Genomic DNA, 22,298 nt, shown 5'->3' with positions numbered 1-22,298 from the left:
CGAACACCCCTCCCCTTCACTCGCCCCGGCGCTAAAGCTATCGTCGGCAGATGACTGAGCCTCCTGCACTCCTCGAATCCATCGCCGCCGACACCTCGTGGCAATCATTGCCGCCACGCGGCGCGCTGCTTGCCGCACTGGGCGCCGGCCTGGCAACCGCCATTCCCTTCGCCGCCGCGGGCGGCGTCCTCGCCCTTGCACTGGACTACCCGCACTGGCTGCTCGCGGCATTGGCCGGGGCAGCGGTGGGCTTGTTGCTGGGCGCGTGGATCGGCCGACGCCGGCACCAGCTCACCTTCTGGCAATTGGATAGCCAGGCATTGGGCGTGCGTCGCGGCCATATGTGGCAGAGCGAGAGCCGGGTGCCGGTTTCGCGCGTGCAGCACCTGGACCTGCAGCGTGGCCCGCTGCAACGCATGGCCGGCTTGGCCACGCTGATCGTGCATACCGCCGGCACGCGCATGAACACCGTCGCCATCCCAAGCCTGGATTACGCCGACGCCGAGCGCCTGCGTGACCAGCTTGCCCGTCAGCTCGATCACGACGACGCGCTGTGAACGACTCACCTCCTTCAACCGACAACGAACAGCGTCTACATCCGTGGTCGTGGCTGTTTGTGCTGCAGCAACAGATTCAACAGTTGTTGTTGCCACTGGTTGCCTTGCTGATATTCGGCAGCCGCAAACAGGAAGAAAACCTGTTCTACCAATGGGCGCCGCTGATCGTAGTGGTCGCGCTGGTCGCCACCGCGCTCCTGCAATACCTGACCTATCGCTACCGCATCGACAGCGATCGTTTGATCATTCGCAGCGGTGTGTTCGAGCGCACGCGGCGCGAGATTCCCTTCGCTCGCATCCATAACGTGGTGGTCCATCAAAGCCTGTTGCATCGCCTGTTTGGCGTAGCCGAACTGCGTCTGGAATCCGCCGCAGGTGACAAGCCTGAAGCGCAGATGCGCGTGCTCAAACTTACCCAGGCGCTGGAGTTGGAACAGCTGATCCGTCAGCGCGGTGATGCCACAGCAACCGAAGACGGCAGCGTCCCCGCCTCCGACGAACTGCTCGCATTGCGCCTGCCCGAACTGGTGCGGCTTGGCCTGATCTCCAACCGCGCCATGGTGGTGGTTGCCGCAGCCATCGGCGCGCTGTACCAGATGCTGCCGCGCGACATCACCGAAAACTTCATCGAGCAGCAAGGCAAACAGGCCGTCGGCTACGCCAGCCAACTGCATCTGGGCACGACCACGCTGGTCGCCAGCGGCGTCGCATTGCTGGTCACCGTGCTGCTGTTGATGTGGTTGATGTCGATTGGTCTGGCGATCCTGCAGTACTACGGCTTCCGCCTGAGCGAAGCGGACCAGCGATTGACTGTCGAACGCGGCCTGTTGACTCGGCTGCGCAGCAGCGTCGCACGCCGCCGCATCCAGGCATGGACCTTGCGCGAAGGTGCATTGCATCGCTTGTTCGGCCGTCGCCAACTGCGCGTGGACATCGCCAGCGGTGGCGGTAACGAAGAGAAGCAGGGGCGTGCACTGAAGGAACTGGCGCCACTGGCAACACCGGCGAGCTGTGATGGATTGCTGCAGCATCTGCTGCCGCAACTGCAGTGGCCGCCAACGCAATGGCAGGCCGTGTCCACACGCGGCTGGTGGCGGTTGTGTCTGCCCGCATTGATCGTGACCTCCGTGCTGGCCGCGGTACTCACCTACGAAACCGGCCCGTGGGGCCTGCTGCCACTGCTGTGGTTGCCGTGGTCGGCATTCAAGGCGCACCGGCAAGTGACGCGCATGGGCTACAACATCGATGCACAGCGCGTGGCCGTGCGCGGCGGCTGGTGGAACCGTTGGTGGCGCATCGCCGAGCTGGACAAGCTGCAGGCACTGCGACTGGACCGCTCACCGCTCGACCGCCGCTTCGGCACCGCCACGCTCACGTTGGACACGGCCGGCGCACTCGGCGCCCCCGCGCTGCAACTGCGGTTTCTGGAAGAACAGCGCGCGCGGGAATTGATGGAGCAGCTTGGCCGGGAGATGGCGCGGCGCAAATTGCGCTGGTGAGGGTTGCTTGAGCTCCCCCTCTCCCCAACCCCTCTCCCGCGAGGGGAGAGGGGCTTTAAAGCTGCAGTCGCTCACATAGCTTCAACTCGACGCACACCGAGCCCCTCTCCCCTCGCGGGAGAGGGGTTGGGGAGAGGGGTTGCGAGCGAAGCAGATCGCTATCAGACCCGCAGAACCCGCTTCACCGCACGCCACACCCCCACCACCCTCAAGTCCGCGCAGGCCCCCAATACCCAATGCGCTTGCGCAGCTTGATCTTGCGCCACCAGTTGCGCGGCTTGGGCTTGCGGTTGCGCCCCCCCTTGGCGATGAAGTCGTCAATGGCCTGCAGGATGCGCTCGCTGGACTGTCCGTCGCGGTACGGGTGCAGCTGATCGGCAAACTGGCGTACCGCCGCCATCAATTCCGGCGGGCGCGACAGCGCGGTGCGGATCGCGCCCTCGAACTGGGCCGGATCGTCGATATCCAACAACTGCGGGCCCGGGCGGCGGTTCTTGAAGGTCACCACCGGCTTGTACGTCAGCAGAAACTCGTTGAGTGCCGAAGAGGTGTCCGAGCACATCATGTCCACCTGCGGGAACAGGTCCAGGATGTTGTCGTCATCGGCAAAGCGCAGGTACGGGCCTTCCAGCGCGCGGTACTTGGCCACCACTTCCGGGTCCATCTTCGGGTGGAAGGTGACAATCCAACGCCATTCGCCGGTCTGCGACAGCCGCTTGATCTCGTCGTGCAGAATGCCCGCCGCGCTCCATGAAGGCGAGAACGTGGAGTGGTACAGAATCACCGGCGGCTCGCGTACCGGCTCAGGCTCATCGTGCAACTGGCTCATGAACGGGTCGATCTTGGGGAACCCGGTTTCCACCACCGAGAAGTGCCCCAGCTCCCTGGCCAGTTCGGAAAACGCAGCCGTATCGCGCGGGCCCGTGGTGCAGTACAGGTCGAAGAAGCCACGCACATAGATATGACGCGGCTTGCCGGCATCGAAGCCGTGGAAGGTTTCCACTTTCACGCCCGGGAAGAAATGCGGCACCGCGTTGGACGAAGTGATCACCGCGCACGGGTTCCACTGCCGCACCTGCTCCACCGTCAGCAGGGTTTCATCGTCGGTCAGGTCTTCCGCACCAGGGCCATCGAAGAACCATGCCGCTTCGTCGCCGCGCGCCCGGATCGCCGCCTGCACCGGCCGGAGGATGGCCAGCGCGTAGCGCTCGGAGCCGTACAGCAGATAGTGGCGTGGCACGGTGCAAACTCCTGAATAGCGCGGATATGCGGCCGATTATCGCATCGCCAGCAGACAGCGTCGCTGCTAGGCTTTGGCCCGGTCACCCGCGCCAGACGGCCTCATGCCCAACCCACAATCGCCCGCGCCCGCCCAACGCCCCCGGCTTTCGGCCTGCATCATTGCCTTCAACGAAGCCGACCGGATTGGCGACTGCCTGGCCTCGTTGGCGTTCTGCGACGAGATCGTGGTGGTGGATTCGTTCTCGACCGATGCCACCGTCGCGATTGCCGAAGCCGCCGGCGCACGCGTGCTGCAACGCGCCTTCGATGGCTTCCGCAGCCAGAAGGCCTTCTGTGTGGAACAGGCCAGCCACGACTGGGTGTTATGTCTGGACGCCGACGAGCGCGTTGACGCCCGCCTGCGCGCGGCCATCGAGGCCGAACGCGATGGCGGCTTTCCGCGCGCCAAGGGCTACCGTTTCGCCCGCTGCTCGGAATACTTCGGCCGCTTCCTGCGCCACGGCACCGCGTATCCGGACCGCGTACTGCGGCTGTTCGACCGCCGCCACGGCGGCTGGCGCGGCGACCGCGAGATCCACGAAGCCGTATCGGTGGACGGCCCGATCGCCCTGCTTGAAGGCGACCTGCTGCACCACCCCTATCGCAGCTTCCTGCAATTGCTGGACAAGAAGCAGAAGTACGCTCGGATGATGGCCGAGCACGAGTTCCGCCGCGGCAAGCGCGCCAGCCTCGGCAAGTTGATCATCTCCCCGGCCTGGCGCTTCTTCCGCAGCTACGTGTTCAAGCGTGGCTTCCTGGACGGCTGGCCCGGCCTGATCGAAGCCTTCGTCAGCGCCAACTACGTCCGCCAGAAGACCATCATGCTGTGGCTGCTGCAGAACGGTCAGCCGGTGGTGGTGCCGGGCGCGGGAACCGACCGCAGTAAATGAACGGCGGGGTGCTCGGGAGCTTTATCTGAACCCTGCCCCGCATCCCGCCTGTATAGGCACAGCGGCGCGTTGAAGATGGCAAGGCCCGTCGCTAGAATTCTATGTTGCCGTGATTCAGAGTCAGCCTGGCTGCCAGGTGGCCACTGTTTAGTATCGCCGCCACCTTCCCAGCGGCGCCTTGAGCGCCCTTCCGGTATGACCTCATCACGTGAATGATCTCCCTGTGGCCCCCTCAATACCGGCATTGCGACAGATCCGCACCCGACTGCTGACTGCCGGACAGTGGTGCGCTGCGCTGAGCCTGTTTGCCGCGCCCATCAACAAGCCGGCCACCACCGCGCTGATCGTCCTGAGCCTGTTTTTTTCGCTGCTCGGTGCCGACGTACGCAGCCGCTGGCAGGCGGCCCTTCGCGAACCCGTGGTCATCGGCTTCCTGATCTGGTTTGCCGTCCTGTTCGCCAGCGCGCTGCATTCGACGTTGCTCCATGACGCACCCGCTTACCGCGAATCCTCGCTGTGGAGCTGCATCTACCCGGCGTTGATGGCCAGCCTGTTGCGCGACTCGCGCTGGCGCTGGCGCGCCTTGTTGGCTTTTGCCGTCGCAGCGGGCCTGGTGGTGCTGATCTCCTATCTGATGCAGTTCGGCCTGGTTCCGCAACGTGCTATCGCCGAAGCAACGCCGTCGATGCGCAATACCGTCTTCAAGGAATACACCCAACAGGGGCTGGCGAGCCTGATTCTGATGTCGATGCTGGTGGCGGTCGCACTGAAAAGCCCTTCGCCGCGCCTGCGCAAGATCCTTCTGCTCGTGGCTGCGGTGGTGCTGTGCAACGTGGTGCTCGTCATCCAGAGCCGTACCACCTACATCGTGTTGCTGCCGCTGTTGGCCTACTGGATCTATCGTTTGGTCGCGCACCACCTCAACGGCTGGCGCACCCTTCTGGTCAGCGCAGTTTTGGCGGTTGCAACCATCACGGCACTGTGGTCCACGCCCAGCATTCGCGAACGCATGGTGAGCGCCGTTACCGAAGAGGTCGATGACTATCTCACCACGCAGGAACCAACCTCCAGCGGCATCCGGCTGTGGCTATGGCAGCACACGCTGCCGATCATTGGCGATGCCCCCGTGTTCGGGCATGGCCTGAACCGCTGGGAGCCCATCTACCGGGAGCAGATGCGCACCATTCCTGACTCGGCGCCTTTCATCACCGGGCATCCGCATCAGGAACTGCTGCTGATCCTCGCCGAAGAAGGTACCGTCGGGCTGCTCATCTTCACTGCGCTGCTGCTCGGCCTTGCCTACCATGCGTCAAAGTTGGGTGACCCACAGAAGGGAATCCTCACGAGCATCGTGATCATCTATTTCGCCGCAGGCCTGGCCAACGGACTGTGGAGCAACTTCACCCACCGGCATGTCTTCATCCTGCTGGTGGCATGCATACCGGCAGGCGCGTTCCCCTGGTATGCCAAAGACAGGAAGATAGAATCCACCCCATGAGTGCCGGCCTGTCCCTCGATGATGTAACCGTTGTATGCGTCACCTACAACAGCGCTGCCATCCTGGAAACATTGGCCGGCACACTGGCGCCGTTCCGCAATGTCACGATCATCGACAACGCCAGCACTGACGACACCGCAGCGCATGCATCACGCCTGATTCCGCTGGCAAAGATCATCACCCGCAACTTCAACGCCGGCTTCGGCAGCGCCAACAACCAAGCGATGGCCTGCGTCCAAACACCGTTCGCATTGCTATTGAATCCCGACTGCGACATCGCCACCGCCGACGTGCAACGCCTGCTGGATTGCATGCAGCGCTTTCCGCATGCAGGCGTAGTCGGCCCGCAGAACTGGCGCAGCGAGACGGTGCCGCAGATCTCGCATCGCGACGCGTTCTTCAAACCTGCCAACTGCGACTCCTGCGCCGTTCCGGACCACGTCATCAAAGCCGAGTGGGTCCATGGCTGCTGCCAGTTGATCCGGGTCAGCGCCTTCCGCGAGATCGGCGGCTTCGATGAAGTGTTCTTCCTGTATTACGAAGACGACGACCTTTGCCTGCGCATGGCCAAGGCTGGCTACGAATGCCTGCTGGAACCTGCGGCGCGCAACTTCCACAAGGGCGGCGCCTCTTCCGCCCCCAGCCTGCGCACCGATTTCATCAAGCGTTTTCACTACGCGCGATCGCGGCAGATTGCCATCCGCCGGTATGTCGGAACGGGTGCCGCCCGTTGGCATCTGGCCAAGCTACTGGCGGCCTCAATCCCCGCCACAGTGCTGTACAGCCTGCTGCTACGCCGCAGGCACGCGATTAAATGGGCAGCGTGGGGCTATGCCGCGTTGACGAGCGCCCTGTCTCTGGACGTAATGCCAGGCCGCGGGAAGACCCACACACCCTGACAATACGGACAGCCCAGGCCGTGCCACCTCGCCGCGTATTGCAATGGCGATCCAGCAAGCCCACCACCCCCAGAAACTAATCGTTATGATTCAGCCCGACGCTTCAAAGTAACTTCTCCGACAACACCGGCCTGCCAAAAACCCAAGCTCGCACAGCTTCTTAAAGAAAGCGTCGCGCAATGCCGGATACCAGGGATGTGTAGTGACCGACAATGTCTTCCAATCTGCTTCTACCGCGCACGACCTGCTTCGGCTCGGGGTGCATGCAAGCATTGGAATGACTCAGCGCTGGGCGCAGGACATCGATGGCGGTTCACACCGACATGACATCCGGCCCACGTCGACCACAGCTGATACGTGCGCTCATCCATGAAACTGCTCTATACCAATTTCCACGAAGGGAATGGCGGCGGCCATACCACCTACATCCGCGAACTGGCACGTGCGCTTGCAGGAACGCATGAGGTCCATGTCGCGGCTCCGCCCAGCAGCCGCTTGTTCGCTGAAGCAGCGATACTGCCGAACGTGCAAGTTCTCGCACAGTCGTTCCCAAACGGCCTGCGCTGGCCACCCACAATCCTCCGCGCCGTGCGACAGCTGCGCGACTATCTGCGCACCCACCAGTTCGATATCGTCCATGTCAATGGATCAGCAGATCATCGTCTGTTGATCTCGGCGATGAAGGGCATGTCGCCCCGTCCGCGCATTGTGCTGACCAAACACAACACCAAGCCGATGCAAGGACTGCGCCATGTTCTGCGTGCGCGGCGGCACACCGATAAAGTCATCGCAGTGTGTGAGTACGTCCGGCTGCAACTGGAGGCGACGCCGTACCGTGTCTGCCAGCCGCAGACCGTTTACAACGGCGTGGACACCATGCTGTTTGCGCCACTCGATGACGGACAAGCCAAGGATCTGCGCGCGCAACTGTCGGCTGCCACCGACACACTGTTGATTGGCAGCAGCGCTGGCACCGGCAACTACAAAGGTTGGACCGACTTGGTTGATGCGCTGAACCTGCTCGACGCGCAAGAGCGTCGCAGAGTACATGTGGTCATCGCCGGCATTCCGCCAACAGCCAAGCAATTGGCACAAGTGCACGCCGCCAACCTGCAGTCGCAGTTTCATTTCCCGGGCCTGTTGGAAGATGTGCGGCCGGTGATTGCCGCGTTGGACGCGGGCTTCGTGCTTTCGCATGACGTGGAAACCATCTCGTTCGCCTGTCGCGAAATGATGTCCATGGGCAAGCCGGTGATGGTGACCAACTACGCGGGCCTGCCGGAAAATATTCGCACTGGCGAAGATGGCTGGGTGGTTCCGGTGCATGGACATCAGGCCATGGCCGCGACGTTGCGCCAGATGCTCCAGGATCCGCAGGCGCTGCATCAGATGGGCGATGCAGCACGCGCGCATGCGCTGGCCGAGTTCGGGATCGAGGATTTTGTCCGTGCAACCGAAGCGGTTTACCGCGAGCTACTGAGCCATCGCTGATAGCGCTAACAACAGGCAACTCTCCGATGCCTGCAGCCCCAAGCCAAACCAGCGGAGGCGCGTGATCACCACACTAGGAGCGCGCGCCCGGCACATCCACGTTCCGCCCAAGGCTCACACGCGGCGCAAGTAGTACGCGCTTGGAATTACACCACCTTCACCAACCGCGCATAAAAGAACCCATCACCATCGCGCTCACCGGGCAGGCGCTGGCGGCAACCGCCTTCGTCGTGGCCCAATGCTTCGGCAAGTGGCTCCAGCCGTGCATCCGGCGTGCGCGCGAGGAACTCGGTGATCTGCTGGCGGTTTTCCCGGCGCAGAATCGAGCAGGTCGAATACAGCAGCACGCCACCCGGGCGCAGCACCTGCCATAGCGCGTCGAGCAGACGTGCCTGGATGGCGGCCAGCGCGGTGATGTCTTCGGCGCGACGGTGCAACAGCACGTCAGGCTGGCGGCGGATGATGCCGGTGGCCGAGCACGGCGCGTCCAGCAACACCGCGTCGAACGCCACGCCATCCCACCATGCGGCGATATCGCCCGCATCCGCCGCCTGCACCTGTGCATGACTGCCCACGCCGGTACGCGCAAAGGTTTCGCGAATCCGCTGCAGGCGGCGCGCATCCACGTCGAGTGCGACCAGTTGCAACGTCGCATCGCGTTCCAGCAGATGCGCCGCCTTGCCGCCGGGTGCGGCGCAGGCATCCAGCACCCGCGCGCCAACGGCTGGCGAAAGCGCATCCGCCACTTGTTGCGCGGAGAAATCCTGCACCGACACCGCGCCCTGCGCGAAATCCGGCAGGCTGGCGACCGGCACTGCAACGGGCAGCCGGATTGCATCGGCCGACGCGGGCTCGGCCACTGCATCGATGCCCGCTTCCTGCAGTCGCGCCAGATACGCATCGCGGCTGTGCTGCTGGCGATTCACCCGCAGCCACAACGGTGCCGGCTTCAAACTGTTGGCGAAGATTGCCTCCGCGTGCTGCGGCCAGTCCTGCCGCACCTGCGCCAGCAACCACGACGGCCAGGCATCTTCAGCGCGCGCTTCCGCAAAGCCTTCGCGTTGAGCGCGGCGCAACACCGCGTTGACCAAACCGGCCTGACGCTCGCGGCCCAGCGCACGCGCTGCTTCCACCGTCGCCGACAACGCGGCATGCGCCGGCAGTTGCAGCACATCCAACTGCGCGAAGCCGGCCATCAACAGGCCACGCAGATCCGCTTCACGCGGGCCCAACGGCTTCTGCAGCCACTGCCCCAAGGCCTTGTCGTACACGGTACGGCGGCGCAGCGCAGCAAAGCAGATCGCCTCGAGCAACGCGCGATCACGGCTGTCATCAAGCTTGGGCAACGCAATGGACAGCTCGGCTTTCAGCGAACGACCGCGCCCCAGCACTGCCGCCAGCACTTTGGCCGCCAGCGCGCGGGTCTGCACGCCGGGCGCTTGCACAACCACTTTGTTGCCCCACGGCGTGGACGTTGTTGCAGTCGCCATCCGCTCAGCCCTCGATCCGCAGATCACGGCGGGCGTTCAAATAATCCGCGGCGGTGATCGCCTTGCCACCCTCACGCTGCACCACGCGCAGGCGCAATGCGCCTTGCCCGCAGGCAATGTCGATGCCCTCACGCGCCGCGGCAATCACCGTGCCCGGCGCCTTGCCCGCATTGCCTTCCACGGCGACGGCGCCATGGATGCGCACGCGCTCGCCAGCCAGCGTGGCTTCGGCGATCGGCCACGGATTGAAAGCCCGCACTTTGCGCGCCAGCGCGGCGGCGTCCTGGCTCCAATCGAGCCGGGCTTCGGCCTTGTCCAGTTTGTGCGCGTAGGTAACGCCAGCTTCCGGCTGCGGCCGCGCCATCGGCTTCAAGCCGGCACGCAACAGACCCAGCCCATCGGACAGCACCTGCGCGCCCAGCTGTGCAAGACGGTCATGCAACTGGCCGCCGGTATCGGTTTCGCTGATCGGCGTGCTCAGGTGCAATAGCACCGGGCCAGTGTCCAGACCTGCTTCCATCTGCATCAGGCAGACGCCGGTTTCGGTATCACCGGCTTCAATCGCACGCTGGATCGGCGCGGCACCGCGCCAACGCGGCAGCAACGAGCCGTGCACGTTCCAGCAGCCGTGGGTCGGAATGGCCAACACCGCCTTGGGCAGGATCAGGCCATACGCCACCACGACCATCAGATCAGGCTGCAGCTCGCGCAGTTGCTGCTGGGCTTCAGGCGTTTTCAGCGATTCGGGCTGGAACACCGGAATACCGCGCGCAATGGCATCCAGCTTCACCGGCGACGGCATCAGCCCACGGCCACGGCCGGCCGGACGATCAGGCTGGGTGTAGACCGCCACCACTTCGTGATGACGCGCGGCGGCCGCCAGCGAGGCGACGGCGAATTCCGGCGTACCGGCAAAAACGATTTTCATGGCAGTGAACCGGAAAAAGAGGAACAAGGAAGGGGGATCAGCCGCGCGCGACGAGCTTCTCGACCCCGTGCAGCACGGTCGCAGCGGCGCACAGACCGCAATGGGGAACACCCGGGAAGGCGGGCCGGATCCAGCGCGGTCAGCCAGCGCCGTGATCGTTCATTCCCGCTTCCCGGCGCCCCGTCCCCCGCACTCAGGCAACGTGCTTGCGCTGCTTGGCCAGCTTCTTGCGCACCATCTCGCGCTTGAGCGGCGAGAGGTAGTCGATGAACAACTTGCCGTCCAGGTGGTCCATCTCATGCTGGATGCAGGTGGCCAGCAGGTCATCGGCAGCCAGCTCCTGCTCCTTGCCGGCGCGGTCCAGGAAGCGCACCACGATGGAATCGGCGCGAGTCACATCGGCATAGATGCCGGGCACCGACAGGCAGCCTTCCTGATAGACGCGGCCACTGTCGCTGGCGCTGATGATCTGCGGGTTGATGAACACCATCGGCACGTCATGTGCTTCGCTGACGTCGATGACCATGAAGCGCTGATGCACGTCCACCTGACTGGCGGCCAGGCCGATGCCAGGCGCCTCGTACATGGTTTCGAACATGTCATCGAGCAGTTGCTGGAAGGCCGGAGTGGTCACTTCGGCAGCCTCGACGAGCGCAGCCTTGGTGCGCAGCCGCGGGTCAGGGAATTCGAGAATGGGCAGGAGGGCCATTGGGGGTACCGATAGAGGGATGCCGCATATTTCGGCAAGACATCCCAATTCTACCGCTTGAGCTTGCCCGACGCCCCGCTTTCTGGAATATAGTGCGGCAACCTGTTGGGGAATCAGGCGGATCATTAACCATGTTGAAACAATTCCGTACGGTCGCTGCCGTTGCGCTGCTGACCGTCACGACCTATGCCGTAGCCGTGGAAATGAATGGCGCTCACCCTGACACCTACGTGGTGCGCAAGGGCGACACGCTGTGGGATATCTCGGCCCGTTTCCTGAAGAAGCCGTGGCTTTGGCCGGAAATCTGGCAGGCCAACCCGCAGGTGAAGAATCCACACCTGATCTATCCGGGTGACGTGCTGAGCCTTGCCTACCTGGACCGTGTGACCGCTCAAGCCGGCCCGCGCCAGGAAGCACCGATCAACACCATCCCGCTGGCGGATGTGGAGCCCTTCTTGAAGAACCTGACCGTCGTGGACAGTTTCAAGGAGCTGCCCTACGTCGTCGGCCTGGAAGACAACCGTCTGCGCGCCAGCGCCGGCCATCAGGCGTATGTGGTCGGCCTGGAGAATGCCCAGCCGGGCCAGCGCTACCTGGTGGTGCGCCCGACCATGCGCTACGGCCAGTCCAAGCCCAGCGACGACCTGGATATCCGAGGCAACGCCCTCCCGGGCGCCGGCAATCTCTGGAAGGACTACGTCGCCAATGATCGCCGCGGCGGATTCCTGGGCTACGAACTGGCGCAGGTCAATATCGGCACCCTGACCCAGGTGGCTGGCGGCGATACCGAAGCCTCGACCCTGCGCCTGGAAGACAGCGGCCGTGAAGTCCGCGCTGGCGACCGGCTGATGCCTGTGCAGGCGCAGCCGTACGACCTGCAGTTCATTCCGCACGCTCCAACCACTCCGATGGCCGACGGCCAGCTTCGCGTGCTGGCCATCAGCGACACATTCACCTCCGGTGGCCCGCGCGATGTGATCGCCATTTCTGGCGGCGCCAGCGATGGCATCGACAACGGCACCGTGTTCTCGGTGTGGCGCAGCGGTAGCCACGTCACCGACCGCGTCACCGGCATCAGCAGCTCGCGCGCCGATGACGGACTGCGTGGCAGTGCTGGCCGCATCTCATTGCCGGATGAATATGCCGCGCATGCGATGGTGTTCCGCACGTTCGACAAGGTCAGCTACGCGCTGATCATGGAAGGCACCAAACCGACCCGTTTGGGCTACGAGCTGAAGCATCCCGACGCGCAGTAAGCGCCGACCGGGGGAAACCCCGATGATGCAAAACGACGGCGCCCGAGGGCGCCGTCGTTGTTTGCGCTGGACGCTGAGCCGATGCCTTCCTCCATCTCCAGCAACACGCAAGCCGCCGATCACAGCGCCGCCCTGCTCACCATGCTGCTGGCCGGCGGGCCACTGGCACCAATGCGCGGCTTGCTTGACCACTTCGACCATCCCTCCGCCGCGGTCACCGCCGGAGCCGATGCCTGGCGCGCCGCCGGCTGCACGCCCGAACAATGCCGCGCCCTCGCCCGGCCTGATCCGGCCGCGCTGGAAAACGCGCAGGACTGGCTCGCAGCGCCCGATCACCATCTACTCGGCCAGGACGATCCAGACTATCCATCGCTACTGCGCGACAGCCCGAACTCCCCGCTGGCGCTGTTCATTGCCGGCACCCCCACCCAATTGTGGACGCCCGCCATCGCCATCGTCGGCAGCCGCGCGCCCAGTCCGGGCGGGCGCGACAATGCCCGCGATTTCGCGACCGAACTGGCCAGGAACGGGCTCACCATCGCCAGTGGCTTGGCAGCCGGCATTGACGCTGCCGCGCACCGCGCCGCACTGGCCTGCGGCGGCATCACTTATGCCGTGGTCGGCACCGGGCCAGATGTGATCTATCCGCGCCATCACCGGGAACTGCAGGCCCAAGTCGCCGCGCAAGGCGCGGTAGTCAGCGAATATCTGCCCGGCACGCCGCCCCGCAGCGGCCAGTTTCCCGCGCGCAACCGGCTGCTGGCTTCGCTCACCCTGGGCACGGTGGTGATCGAAGCGGCCGAGCGCTCCGGCGCGCTGATCACCGCGCGATTGGCCTCCGAAGCGGGCCGCGAGGTGTTCGCCCTGCCCGGCTCCATTCACAATCCGATGGCACTGGGCTGCCACCGCCTGATCCGGGAAGGCGCCACCCTGGCCGGTCGTCCGGCCGACATTCTTGAGGGCGTGGCCAACCTGGCCGGGGAATTGGCTAGCGCCTTGCAAAGCCGCCTGCAGGCCCCCATCTCCTGTGCACCGGCGGCTTGCCGCCCGGCATCCGCCCTACCGGACCCCGACTACCAGCGCTTGTGGAACGCACTGGGCTTCGACCCCACCGGTATGGATTCATTGATCGAGCGCACTGGATTGACGGCCGCCAGCCTGTCCTCCATGCTGCTGGTCATGGAACTTGAAGGAAGCGTGTCGTCCGTTCACGGTCGTTACACCCGTAACTAAAGTTTCTTCACCTCCACAGCGCCAATGGCGCAGGCCGAGGGGCAATGAAAGAGAGCATTCTGGACGTCCTGCTGTACTTGTTTGAACACTATTTCAGCGAGGACGCTGATCTCATCCGAGACCGCGACTCGCTACAGAACGGCCTGATCCAGGCCGGCTTCAGTCCCACCGAAATCAGCAAGGCGTTCGACTGGCTCGATGCCTTGGCCGAGCATCGCCCGGCCGTGGCCCAAGGCAGGGTCGACGGGCCTGTGCGCGTGTTCCACGGTCCCGAGCTGGACAAGCTGGATGTGGAATGCCGTGGCTTCCTGCTGTTCCTGGAGCAGCAACGCATTCTGGATGCCGACCAGCGCGAGCTGGTGCTGGACCGCGCGATGGCGTTGGACCAGGACGAGTTGGATCTTGACGACTTGAAGTGGGTTGTCCTGATGGTGCTGTTCAACCAGCCGGGCGCCGAAGCGGCCTACGCCTGGATGGAAACCCAGATGTTTCTCGACGAACCCGAACCCCTGCACTGAGCCCCAGGCCATGCACGGACGCATGAGAAAAACCCTGTGAGCCAATGGTTCTACGCTGAAGACAACCGCGAGCGGCGTGGTCCGGTAACGGACGACGCCGTTGTTGCATTGTTCCGTTCCAGCCAACTTTCGGCAGACACGCTGGTCTGGCGTGAGGGTGCCGGCGACTGGCAGCCACTGCGGCACTTCGCCGACGAACTCGGCCTGCACGAGCTGGGCCATTCAACGCCTTCTGCAGCAGAATCGGTCAACGTGCCGCCACTGCCGCCCTCGCTGCACACCACGTTTACGTCACACCCATCGTCGCCGCCGCGCAAACCGGCGACCTCGGGCTGGGTCATTTTCGGCGCCATCGCCGGCGTGATGGGCGTGGCCGTGCTGACCATTGGCGGCCTGCTGGCGGCCATCGCAATCCCCTCCTATCAGCAATATGTGATGCGCTCCCGGGTTGCTGCCGTGGAAGCGCAGCTGGCGCCGCTGAAGGTTGAGGTGGCCGACTTCGCCACGCGCAATACGCACTGCCCGACCAATGACGACGACGGCTTCGGCAGCCCGGAAAGTTATGCCGATGGTGATATCCGTCAGGTGTATATCGGTGATCCGGAGAGCGACTACTGCGGGTTTGAGGCCGTCTTGAACATGCCAAACCAGAAACTGCTTGACGGAAAATCCCTCTGGCTCGACTACGATACGCAGTCAGCCACGTGGGAGTGCAGTTCCGATGCGGCCGATAAATATCTATCTTCCGGCTGCCGCAGCATGAGCCGTCGCGACCAGAACTTCCACGGGGAATGAAATGAGTGAGTGGTACTACGCCGATGCCCAGCGCGAGCGGCACGGGCCGGTTGATGCCGGCACAATCCGCGAGAAATTCCGTCAGGGTGAGCTGGATCTGACCACCTTGGTGTGGCGCGAAGGCATGTCGCAGTGGCAGCCGTTGTCCGCTGCCGCCGAAGAACTGCAGTTGCTGGTGCAGGCCACGACCGGCATCGACCTGCGCGGTGATTACGCCGCCATCGAGAGCGGCACTGCGCCGGAACCGGCCATCCTGTCGGCGACAACCGTGCATTCTCCATATGCCGCGCCGGGCAGCGTCACGCTGGATTCAAATCATGTGGTGGCCGGTGGCGACATTGTCCATGCCGGCTTCCTGCGCCGCTTCGCGGCCTCGGTGATCGATAGCCTGGTCACCGGCGTGCTCTCGTACGCGTTGCTGATTCCACTGGCGCTGGTGATGGGCGTGAGCTTGATGAGCCTGGCGCAGTCGGAAATGGCGGGCGCCGGTGCATTGGTCACGTTCTACATCCTCAACTACGCCATCAGCATTCTGGTGCCGGCCATCTATTTCGGCTGGATGCAGTCCTCCAACAACATGGCCAGCCTCGGCAAGATGGCGGTGGGTGCCAAGGTGGTGCGCGTCAATGGTGAGCGCATCAGCTTCTGGCGCGCCTTCCTGCGCTACATCGCGATGGCCGGCCTGGCACTGGTGACCTGCGGCATCGCCATGCTGGTGTCGGCGATCATGGTGGGCGTCACCGAGCGCAAGCAGGGCTTGCATGACATGATCTGCGACACCGTCGTGGTCGATAAGTGGGCCTTCACCGAGCATCCAGAGTGGCAGGAGCGCGGTTTGGGCACGGTGACCATCGTGGTTCTATCGCTGTTTGGCCTGTTGTTGGCCGCTGTGGTGGTGCTGGTGATCGTTGCTGCGAGCATCGGCGCCTCCGGTTTCAACAGCTGAAGGATGGCCGGGCGCGCTTGACAGCGGCCGTCCCGGCGTGATTCCTCTACAGGCACAAGCTGAACGCCCGGGCCCCTGCCCGGGCGTTGATCTATGCACAACGGCGACATCGGCTTCACTATCGTGCCGGTTTACGCCACCCTAGCGCCCCCACCGGGGCGCTTTCCGCCCCCATAAAGTACTGACATGCCCAAGCACCTGCTCATCGTCGAATCGCCCGCCAAGGCCAAGACGATCAACAAATACCTCGGCAAGGACTTCACGGTTCTGGCCTCGTATGGGCACGTGCGTGATCTGGTCCCCAAAGAGGGCGCGGTCGATCCGGACAACGGTTTCGCCATGCGCTATGACCTGATCGAGAAGAACGAAAAGCACGTTGAAGCCATCATCAAAGCCGCAAAGGGCGCCGATGACATCTTCCTGGCGACCGATCCGGATCGCGAGGGAGAAGCCATCAGCTGGCATATCGCCGAGATCCTGAAAGAGCGCGGGCTGACCGAAGGCAAGCCGATGCAGCGCGTGGTGTTCACCGAGATCACCCCGCGCGCCATCAAAGAAGCCATGAACCATCCGCGTGACATCGCGGCCGACCTGGTCGATGCGCAGCAGGCACGCCGTGCGCTGGATTACCTGGTCGGCTTCAACCTGTCGCCGGTGTTGTGGCGCAAAGTGCAGCGCGGCCTGTCCGCCGGCCGCGTGCAGAGCCCGGCGCTGCGCATGATCGTCGAGCGCGAGGAAGAGATTGAAGCCTTCATCTCGCGCGAATACTGGAGCATCGAAGCCGATTGCGCGCACCCGTCGCAGCACTTCAATGCCCGCCTGATCAAACTGGACGGGCAGAAGTTCGAGCAGTTCACCGTGACCGACGGCGACACCGCCGAGGCCGCGCGCCTGCGCATCCAGCAGGCCGCGCAGGGCGCGCTGCACGTCACCGATGTGGTCAGCAAGGAGCGCAAGCGCCGCCCGGCTGCGCCGTTCACCACCTCCACGCTGCAGCAGGAAGCCTCGCGCAAGCTCGGCTTCACCACCCGCAAGACCATGCAGGTGGCGCAGAAGTTGTACGAAGGCGTGAACATCGGCGATGAAGGCACGGTCGGCCTGATCTCGTATATGCGTACCGACTCGGTGAGCCTGTCGCAGGATGCGCTGGCCGAGATCCGCGACGTGATTGCCCGCGATTACGGCACCAGCTCGCTGCCGGACAAGCCCAACACCTACACCACCAAATCCAAGAACGCGCAGGAAGCCCACGAAGCGGTACGCCCGACGTCGGCACTGCGTACGCCGGCCCAGGTGGGCAAGTACCTCACCGACGACGAGCGCAAGTTGTACGAGCTGATCTGGAAGCGTGCCGTCGCCTGCCAGATGATCCCGGCCACCTTGAACACCGTCAGCGTCGATCTGTCCGCCGGCAGCGAGCATGTGTTCCGCGCCAGCGGCACCACCGTGGTGGTGCCCGGCTTCCTGGCCGTGTACGAGGAAGGCAAGGACACCAAGAACGCCGAGGACGATGACGAAGGCCGCAAGCTGCCGGCGATGAAGCCCGGCGACCGCATTCCGCTGGACAGCATCCAGGCCGAGCAGCATTTCACCCAGCCGCCGCCGCGCTTCACCGAAGCGGCGCTGGTGAAGGCGCTGGAGGAATACGGTATCGGCCGTCCGTCCACCTACGCCTCGATCATCCAGACCCTGCTGTTCCGCAAGTACACCGAGATGGAAGGCCGCAGCTTCAAGCCGACCGACGTGGGCCGCGCGGTCAGCAAGTTCCTGTCCAGCCACTTCACCCAGTACGTCGATTACGACTTCACCGCCAAGCTCGAAGACGAGCTGGATGCGGTGTCGCGCGGCGAAGAAGAGTGGGTGCCGCTGATGGAGCGCTTCTGGGGGCCGTTCAAGGAACTGGTCACCGACAAGAGCGAATCGCTGGACCGCACCGACGCTGGCAGCGCGCGCGTGCTGGGCCCTGACCCGGTCAGCGGCAAGGATGTCACCGCACGCATCGGCCGCTTCGGCCCGATGGTGCAGATCGGCAGCGTTGAAGACGAAGACAAGCCCAAGTTCGCCTCGCTGCAGCCGGGCCAGAGCATTTTCTCGATCTCGCTGGACGAAGCGTTGAAGCTGTTCGACATGCCGCGCAAGCTCGGTGCCGACGCCAATGGCGAGGAAGTCACCGTGGGCATCGGCCGCTTTGGCCCGTTCGCCAAGCGCGGCAGCACCTACGCCTCGCTGACCAAGGAAGACGACCCGTACAAGATCGACCTGGCCCGCGCGGTATTCCTGATCGAAGAGAAGGAAGAAATCGCGCGCAACCGCATCATCAAGGAGTTCGAGGGTTCGGACATCCAGGTGTTGAACGGTCGCTTTGGTCCGTATATCAGCGACGGCAAGATGAACGGCAAGATCCCCAAGGACCGCGAGCCGGCCTCGCTGACCTTGGCTGAAGTCGAGCAGCTGATGGCCGATACCGGCAAACCGGTGCGCAAGGGCTTCGGCAAGAAGGCCGCCGCCAAGAAGACCACGGTGAAGAAAGAAGCCGCGCCGAAGAAAGCCGCTGCCAAGAAGGCACCGGCAAAGAAGGCGGCGACCAAGAAAACCGCAACCAAGAAGGCGGCTGCGAAAAAGGCCACCAAGAAGACGGTTGCCAAGAAAGCCGTAAAGCGCACGGTCGCCGACGACGCACCGCCGTTCTGAGCCCGGTTACCGCCTGCCACGCCGGCAGGAGGATAATCAGCGCTCCCGCATCAAGCCGCCTCCGGGCGGCTTGATGCATTTACAGCCCACGCCGTCGTGCTGCAGGTTGGCGTGCAAAGCCGCCGCCAGCGTCCGAGCGTGATGCGGCGATTCAACAGGATGCTGGCCATGCGTGAACTTGATCTGGAATCCGTCGTCCCGGTGCTGCAGGCCGGCGGCGTCATCGCCTACCCGACCGAAGCGGTCTGGGGCCTGGGCTGTGATCCCGCCAACGAGGCGGCGGTGATGAAGTTGCTCGCGCTCAAGCAGCGACCGGTCGAGAAGGGAATGATCCTGGTCGCCGCCAGTCCTGCGCAGTTGGACGGTTGGGTGCAGTTGGATGCACTGGCTGACGAGCGCCGCCACGCGGTGCTGGAAAGCTGGCCCGGCGCCAATACCTGGATCGTGCCGGCCGGCGCGCGCGCGCCGTGCTGGATCACCGGCGAGCACAGCGGCATCGCGGTGCGGGTCAGCGCGCACCCGCAGGTGCAGGCGCTGTGCGCAGCCTGGGGCGGCCCGCTGGTGTCGACCAGCGCCAACCTGGCCGGGGAGCCGCCCGCACGCAGCCGCGAGCAGCTGGACCCCGCCTTGCTGGCCCTGCTCGATGGCTTGTTCGACGGCACAACCGGTGGCTTGGCTCAACCCACCCGTATCCGCATCGCCGCCACTGGGCAGGTGCTGCGGGATTGAACCGGCGGTGGATGCGGGCGCGAGCTGCCGTCCGCCTGACACCCGCTAGCACCGGCGCCGGCCGCATTCCGCTCTCACCTGCAACCTGCACCGGTGGCAGATACAAGCGGCCTCGCCCGCGAAGCTGATACCGCACGTGTTCGCATGGAATCGTGCGATTGCATGCGCTTCCATCACGACAGGCTTGCCAGCTTCGCGGCCAAGGCCGCTCCTACACACGCCTGCCGCCCTCGCATGGCACCATGCCGCCATGTCCGCCCGCCTGCTCCCGCTTGGTTTCCTGGCCCTGCTGCCGATCCTGCCCGTGGCGGCGTGGGCGGCCGATCCGCCAGCTGCCGATAACGTGCGCATCTACCGCTGCGTGGGCGCCAATGGCGCGGTGTCGCTGCAGGATGCGCCTTGCAAAGGCGACCATCACCAGCAGGTGCTGGACATGGTCCGGCCCAAGGATGCACCGCCGTCAGTAATACCAGCCGCAGCACCGGCCGCTGCGGCACCGGTGATCGAACGCGAAGTGCGCGTGGTCACCGTGCAGCCGCCGCAACCGATGTACGAATGCGTGTCGCCCGAAGGCGACCGTTACACCAGCGACAACAACGAAGGGAATCCGCGTTGGGTGCCGACCTGGGCATTCGGCTACGCATCGCCACATCACGGTCATGGCCCGCGCCCGCCGCGTCCACCCGGTTCCGGCGGCGTGCCGTGGCACCCCGGTGTTGCGGTACCGACGGGCTCGGTGCTGGTGCGCGATACCTGCCATGCGCTGCCACAACAGGAAGTCTGCGCGCGCTTGAAAGACCGCCGTTGGGAACTGATCCGCCGCTACAACAGCGCGTTGCAGAGCGAGCGCAAGACGCTGGTGCGCGAGCAACGCGGCATTGAGGCGCGGCTCAACCAGGATTGCGGCGGCACATGAAATCCCTGCTCACGCTCGCGTTGTTGTTGAGTTGCGGCGCGTTGCAGGCCGGCGAAGTGGTGTTCTACCGCTGCACCGATGCCAACGGTGCGTTGACCGTGCAGAACATGCCGTGCCCGAAGGGCGTGCAGCAGACCACCAAAGTGATGCAGGCCGTTGCCACGCCGGCGCCTGTTTTCGTCGCCCCATCACCCGCGCCCGCACCGGCTGCAACCGTGCTGCCGCTGTTGTCCGCGTTACCGCACGCGCCACTGGCTGAAGCCGCCAAACCACCGGCGCCCGCACCTGCAGTCATCCGCAAACCGCTGCCACCGCTGTTCCAATGCCGCACTCGCCAAGGTGAAAACTACCTGAGTGAAACCGGCGATCCGCCGGGCCGCTGCCTGGCCTTGCGGGTCACCGGCTTGGACGGCAACCCGGAGACCGGTGCCGGCGAAGCCTGCGAAATCGTGCGCGATACCTGCACCGCGGTGGAAGCCGCGCACCACTGCGCCACCTGGAAACAGCGCGTGCGTGATGCGGAAGCCGCGCCGCGTTCGGCCACATCGACGGGGGCGGCGCAGTCACTGCAGAACGAACATCAGCGCCTGCAGAAACTGTGGGACAACAGCGACTGCGTCGAACCGACGTAAGCCGCGCTCAGAAACCGTAACGCAGGAAGCCGCCATCCACCGCAATGCACTCGCCGGTGATGTAGCTCGATGCTGGCAAACACAGGAAGCCAACGGCGGCAGCCACTTCTTCCGGCTCACCGATGCGACGCATCGGCGTGCGGGCGATCACTTCGTCGTAGTAATCCGGATCGGACAGTGGCCCGGACGTACGGCGCGTGCGGATGTACCACGGCGCCACCGAGTTGACGCGGATACCGTCCTCTGCCCATTCGCAGGCCAGGTTGCGGGTCATCTGCTGCATCGCCGCCTTGGTCATGCCGTAGACCACGCCGCTGCGCACATGGGTGATGCCCGACACGCTGCCGACGTTGACGATGGCCGAGGACGCATGCCGGGTGAGCAGCGGATAGGCGAATCGCGACAACTCGAACGCGGAGAACAAATTGCTCTCGAAAATGCCGCGCCATTCGTCTTCCGAATAATCATTGGCCGGCCTGCTGACATTGCCGCCGGCATTGTTGATCAGCAGGTTGAGCCCGTCGCAATGATCTTCGACCCAATCGAGGATGGCGTGGCGGTCCTCGTCGTCGGAGACATCGGCGGACAAGCCGTGGATTTCGCGCTCGGGGAATGCGTCGGCCAGTTCATCGCGCGCGGTTTCCAGTGCGTCGGCATCGCGACCGACGATCAACAGGTCGGCGCCGAAGCCCAGCAACTCGCGTGCAATCGCCAAGCCGATGCCGGCACTGGCACCGGTCACCAACGCGGTCTGCCCATCCAATCGCCAACGCTGCGGATTCATTGCTGCTCCTCATCAAAACCAGAATGCGGCGCCGCAAAGGGACGCTGCAGGGGGATGCGACTAGGATAGCGCCTGAGTCCTGTGGAGCATGCCGATGACGCGTTATCCCTGCTTGATGCTGTTGGCGCTGCCGTTGCTGGCCGCGTGTGGCAAGCCGCAGCCGCCGGAAACCGAACGCCGCCCGGAGCCGCAGGCCGCGGCGATGACGGAGGCCATTGCCGAGCCGTTGAAGCAGGCCAAGGCTGCGGCGGCGGCCACTGAAGATGCTGCGAAAGCGGAGAAGGCGGCTTTGGATGCGGCGGGGGCTGCGCCGCAGTAGCGAAAAGCTGCCCTCACCCCAACCCCTCTCCCGCCAGCGGGAGAGGGGCTTTTGGTTCTGCTTGCCGGAGAGGCATCCTCCGCCACTGAGGATGCCGCGAAGGCGGAGAAGGCGGCTTTGGATGCACCGCAGTAGCGAGAGGCTGCCCTCTCCCCAACGACTCTCCCGTAAAGGGAGTGTGGCTTTTAGGTTGCGATTGCGGGAGGGGATTCGGGCGCTAAAACAACTACGCCGCCC

At 64.4% G+C, this 22,298-nt stretch carries 21 protein-coding genes; 16 read left to right on the top strand and 5 right to left on the bottom strand.

All coding sequences use genetic code 11. The features are described 5' to 3' along the window. The first annotated feature begins 50 nt into the window (after positions 1 to 50). Both ACREP4_RS16445 and ACREP4_RS16440 read left to right on the top strand, forming a co-directional pair. Positions 51 to 557 (top strand): PH domain-containing protein, encoded by a 507-nt coding sequence (locus tag ACREP4_RS16445; protein ID WP_431597276.1) that lies wholly within the window; start codon positions 51 to 53, stop codon positions 555 to 557. After that, positions 554 to 2,056, top strand: coding sequence for a PH domain-containing protein (locus tag ACREP4_RS16440; protein ID WP_431597275.1), 1,503 nt, complete (start codon positions 554 to 556; stop codon positions 2,054 to 2,056). The genes ACREP4_RS16445 and ACREP4_RS16440 overlap by 4 nt, the downstream gene beginning before the upstream one ends. A 208-nt stretch (positions 2,057 to 2,264) precedes the next feature. Here the strand turns inward: ACREP4_RS16440 and ACREP4_RS16435 are convergent, their stop codons facing one another. Next, a complete protein-coding gene (locus ACREP4_RS16435; RefSeq protein WP_431597274.1) occupies positions 2,265 to 3,296 on the bottom strand; it encodes a CDP-glycerol glycerophosphotransferase family protein in 1,032 nt (343 codons plus the stop codon). Between the two features lie 103 nt (positions 3,297 to 3,399). Between ACREP4_RS16435 and ACREP4_RS16430 the strand changes: the two genes are divergently transcribed. The 4 genes from ACREP4_RS16430 to ACREP4_RS16415 all read left to right on the top strand — a co-directional run bounded on the left by ACREP4_RS16430 (position 3,400) and on the right by ACREP4_RS16415 (position 8,115). Further along, positions 3,400 to 4,227 carry a glycosyltransferase family 2 protein gene (locus ACREP4_RS16430; protein ID WP_431597273.1) on the top strand — a complete coding sequence of 276 codons (828 nt, stop codon included), beginning with the start codon at positions 3,400 to 3,402 and terminating at the stop codon, positions 4,225 to 4,227. A 244-nt stretch (positions 4,228 to 4,471) separates the two neighbouring features. Continuing rightward, positions 4,472 to 5,725, top strand: a complete 1,254-nt coding sequence (locus ACREP4_RS16425; RefSeq protein WP_431597272.1) for an O-antigen ligase family protein — start codon at positions 4,472 to 4,474, stop codon at positions 5,723 to 5,725. Beyond that, entirely contained in the window at positions 5,722 to 6,624 is a 903-nt protein-coding gene (locus ACREP4_RS16420) for a glycosyltransferase family 2 protein (protein ID WP_431597271.1), read from the top strand. The genes ACREP4_RS16425 and ACREP4_RS16420 overlap by 4 nt, the downstream gene beginning before the upstream one ends. 369 nt (positions 6,625 to 6,993) lie before the next feature. Continuing rightward, positions 6,994 to 8,115, top strand: coding sequence for a glycosyltransferase family 4 protein (locus ACREP4_RS16415; RefSeq protein WP_431597270.1), 1,122 nt, complete (start codon positions 6,994 to 6,996; stop codon positions 8,113 to 8,115). A 146-nt stretch (positions 8,116 to 8,261) separates the two neighbouring features. Here the strand turns inward: ACREP4_RS16415 and rsmB are convergent, their stop codons facing one another. The 3 genes from rsmB to def form a co-directional block, all read right to left on the bottom strand. Next, positions 8,262 to 9,605: a 16S rRNA (cytosine(967)-C(5))-methyltransferase RsmB gene (gene rsmB, locus ACREP4_RS16410; protein WP_431597269.1), complete on the bottom strand. Its 1,344-nt coding sequence runs from the start codon at positions 9,603 to 9,605 to the stop codon at positions 8,262 to 8,264. A gap of 4 nt (positions 9,606 to 9,609) precedes the next feature. Further along, the gene (gene fmt, locus ACREP4_RS16405; RefSeq protein WP_431597268.1) at positions 9,610 to 10,533 is read right to left on the bottom strand and encodes a methionyl-tRNA formyltransferase; all 924 of its coding nucleotides are present in this window, start codon (positions 10,531 to 10,533) and stop codon (positions 9,610 to 9,612) included. A gap of 193 nt (positions 10,534 to 10,726) precedes the next feature. After that, positions 10,727 to 11,242, bottom strand: a complete 516-nt coding sequence (gene def, locus ACREP4_RS16400; RefSeq protein ID WP_431597267.1) for a peptide deformylase — start codon at positions 11,240 to 11,242, stop codon at positions 10,727 to 10,729. Positions 11,243 to 11,373: 131 nt separating this feature from the next. Here def and ACREP4_RS16395 point away from each other — a divergent pair, with 131 nt between their 5' ends. The 9 genes from ACREP4_RS16395 (at position 11,374) to ACREP4_RS16355 (ending at position 20,958) form a co-directional block, all read left to right on the top strand. Then, positions 11,374 to 12,498 (top strand): LysM peptidoglycan-binding domain-containing protein, encoded by a 1,125-nt coding sequence (locus ACREP4_RS16395; protein ID WP_431597266.1) that lies wholly within the window; start codon positions 11,374 to 11,376, stop codon positions 12,496 to 12,498. An 81-nt stretch (positions 12,499 to 12,579) separates the two neighbouring features. Beyond that, positions 12,580 to 13,731, top strand: a complete 1,152-nt coding sequence (dprA, locus tag ACREP4_RS16390; RefSeq protein ID WP_431597265.1) for a DNA-processing protein DprA — start codon at positions 12,580 to 12,582, stop codon at positions 13,729 to 13,731. 44 nt (positions 13,732 to 13,775) lie between these two features. Further along, positions 13,776 to 14,249, top strand: a complete 474-nt coding sequence (locus ACREP4_RS16385; RefSeq protein WP_269789890.1) for a DUF494 family protein — start codon at positions 13,776 to 13,778, stop codon at positions 14,247 to 14,249. Positions 14,250 to 14,285: 36 nt separating this feature from the next. After that, positions 14,286 to 15,044 (top strand): pilin, encoded by a 759-nt coding sequence (locus ACREP4_RS16380; RefSeq protein ID WP_431597264.1) that lies wholly within the window; start codon positions 14,286 to 14,288, stop codon positions 15,042 to 15,044. Position 15,045: 1 nt separating this feature from the next. Further along, the gene (locus ACREP4_RS16375) at positions 15,046 to 15,990 is read left to right on the top strand and encodes an RDD family protein (protein ID WP_431597263.1); all 945 of its coding nucleotides are present in this window, start codon (positions 15,046 to 15,048) and stop codon (positions 15,988 to 15,990) included. A gap of 186 nt (positions 15,991 to 16,176) precedes the next feature. Further along, positions 16,177 to 18,681: a DNA topoisomerase I gene (locus ACREP4_RS16370; RefSeq protein ID WP_431597262.1), complete on the top strand. Its 2,505-nt coding sequence runs from the start codon at positions 16,177 to 16,179 to the stop codon at positions 18,679 to 18,681. 168 nt (positions 18,682 to 18,849) lie between these two features. Further along, positions 18,850 to 19,410, top strand: coding sequence for a Sua5/YciO/YrdC/YwlC family protein (locus ACREP4_RS16365; protein ID WP_431597261.1), 561 nt, complete (start codon positions 18,850 to 18,852; stop codon positions 19,408 to 19,410). A gap of 250 nt (positions 19,411 to 19,660) precedes the next feature. Further along, entirely contained in the window at positions 19,661 to 20,326 is a 666-nt protein-coding gene (locus tag ACREP4_RS16360) for a DUF4124 domain-containing protein (protein WP_431597260.1), read from the top strand. Beyond that, positions 20,323 to 20,958: a DUF4124 domain-containing protein gene (locus ACREP4_RS16355; protein ID WP_431597259.1), complete on the top strand. Its 636-nt coding sequence runs from the start codon at positions 20,323 to 20,325 to the stop codon at positions 20,956 to 20,958. Before ACREP4_RS16360 ends, ACREP4_RS16355 begins: the two co-directional genes overlap by 4 nt. 7 nt (positions 20,959 to 20,965) lie before the next feature. Here ACREP4_RS16355 and ACREP4_RS16350 read toward each other — a convergent pair whose 3' ends face one another. Beyond that, positions 20,966 to 21,742 carry an SDR family oxidoreductase gene (locus ACREP4_RS16350; RefSeq protein ID WP_431597258.1) on the bottom strand — a complete coding sequence of 259 codons (777 nt, stop codon included), beginning with the start codon at positions 21,740 to 21,742 and terminating at the stop codon, positions 20,966 to 20,968. 94 nt (positions 21,743 to 21,836) lie between these two features. Here ACREP4_RS16350 and ACREP4_RS16345 point away from each other — a divergent pair, with 94 nt between their 5' ends. Beyond that, on the top strand, positions 21,837 to 22,061 hold the full coding sequence (locus ACREP4_RS16345) for a hypothetical protein (protein ID WP_431597257.1): 225 nt from the start codon (positions 21,837 to 21,839) through the stop codon (positions 22,059 to 22,061). Positions 22,062 to 22,298 lie beyond the last annotated feature (237 nt).

Origin of the sequence: Stenotrophomonas sp., assembly GCF_050737575.1 — a bacterium.
GTDB lineage: Bacteria > Pseudomonadota > Gammaproteobacteria > Xanthomonadales > Xanthomonadaceae > Stenotrophomonas.
The sequence above is the reverse complement of the archived record's forward strand: the minus strand, read 5'-3'. Positions and strand labels throughout refer to the sequence as shown.

Coding starts and splice junctions, on each gene's coding strand:
- ACREP4_RS16420 (WP_431597271.1), top strand. CDS start 5,722: ATGAGTGCCGGCCTGTCCCTCGATGATGTAACCGTTGTATGCGTCACC.
- ACREP4_RS16375 (WP_431597263.1), top strand. CDS start 15,046: ATGAGTGAGTGGTACTACGCCGATGCCCAGCGCGAGCGGCACGGGCCG.
- ACREP4_RS16385 (WP_269789890.1), top strand. CDS start 13,776: ATGAAAGAGAGCATTCTGGACGTCCTGCTGTACTTGTTTGAACACTAT.
- ACREP4_RS16365 (WP_431597261.1), top strand. CDS start 18,850: ATGCGTGAACTTGATCTGGAATCCGTCGTCCCGGTGCTGCAGGCCGGC.
- ACREP4_RS16415 (WP_431597270.1), top strand. CDS start 6,994: ATGAAACTGCTCTATACCAATTTCCACGAAGGGAATGGCGGCGGCCAT.
- ACREP4_RS16370 (WP_431597262.1), top strand. CDS start 16,177: ATGCCCAAGCACCTGCTCATCGTCGAATCGCCCGCCAAGGCCAAGACG.
- dprA (WP_431597265.1), top strand. CDS start 12,580: ATGCCTTCCTCCATCTCCAGCAACACGCAAGCCGCCGATCACAGCGCC.
- ACREP4_RS16355 (WP_431597259.1), top strand. CDS start 20,323: ATGAAATCCCTGCTCACGCTCGCGTTGTTGTTGAGTTGCGGCGCGTTG.
- def (WP_431597267.1), bottom strand. CDS start 11,242: ATGGCCCTCCTGCCCATTCTCGAATTCCCTGACCCGCGGCTGCGCACC.
- ACREP4_RS16445 (WP_431597276.1), top strand. CDS start 51: ATGACTGAGCCTCCTGCACTCCTCGAATCCATCGCCGCCGACACCTCG.
- fmt (WP_431597268.1), bottom strand. CDS start 10,533: ATGAAAATCGTTTTTGCCGGTACGCCGGAATTCGCCGTCGCCTCGCTG.
- ACREP4_RS16350 (WP_431597258.1), bottom strand. CDS start 21,742: ATGAATCCGCAGCGTTGGCGATTGGATGGGCAGACCGCGTTGGTGACC.
- ACREP4_RS16395 (WP_431597266.1), top strand. CDS start 11,374: ATGTTGAAACAATTCCGTACGGTCGCTGCCGTTGCGCTGCTGACCGTC.
- ACREP4_RS16345 (WP_431597257.1), top strand. CDS start 21,837: ATGACGCGTTATCCCTGCTTGATGCTGTTGGCGCTGCCGTTGCTGGCC.
- ACREP4_RS16360 (WP_431597260.1), top strand. CDS start 19,661: ATGTCCGCCCGCCTGCTCCCGCTTGGTTTCCTGGCCCTGCTGCCGATC.
- rsmB (WP_431597269.1), bottom strand. CDS start 9,605: ATGGCGACTGCAACAACGTCCACGCCGTGGGGCAACAAAGTGGTTGTG.
- ACREP4_RS16430 (WP_431597273.1), top strand. CDS start 3,400: ATGCCCAACCCACAATCGCCCGCGCCCGCCCAACGCCCCCGGCTTTCG.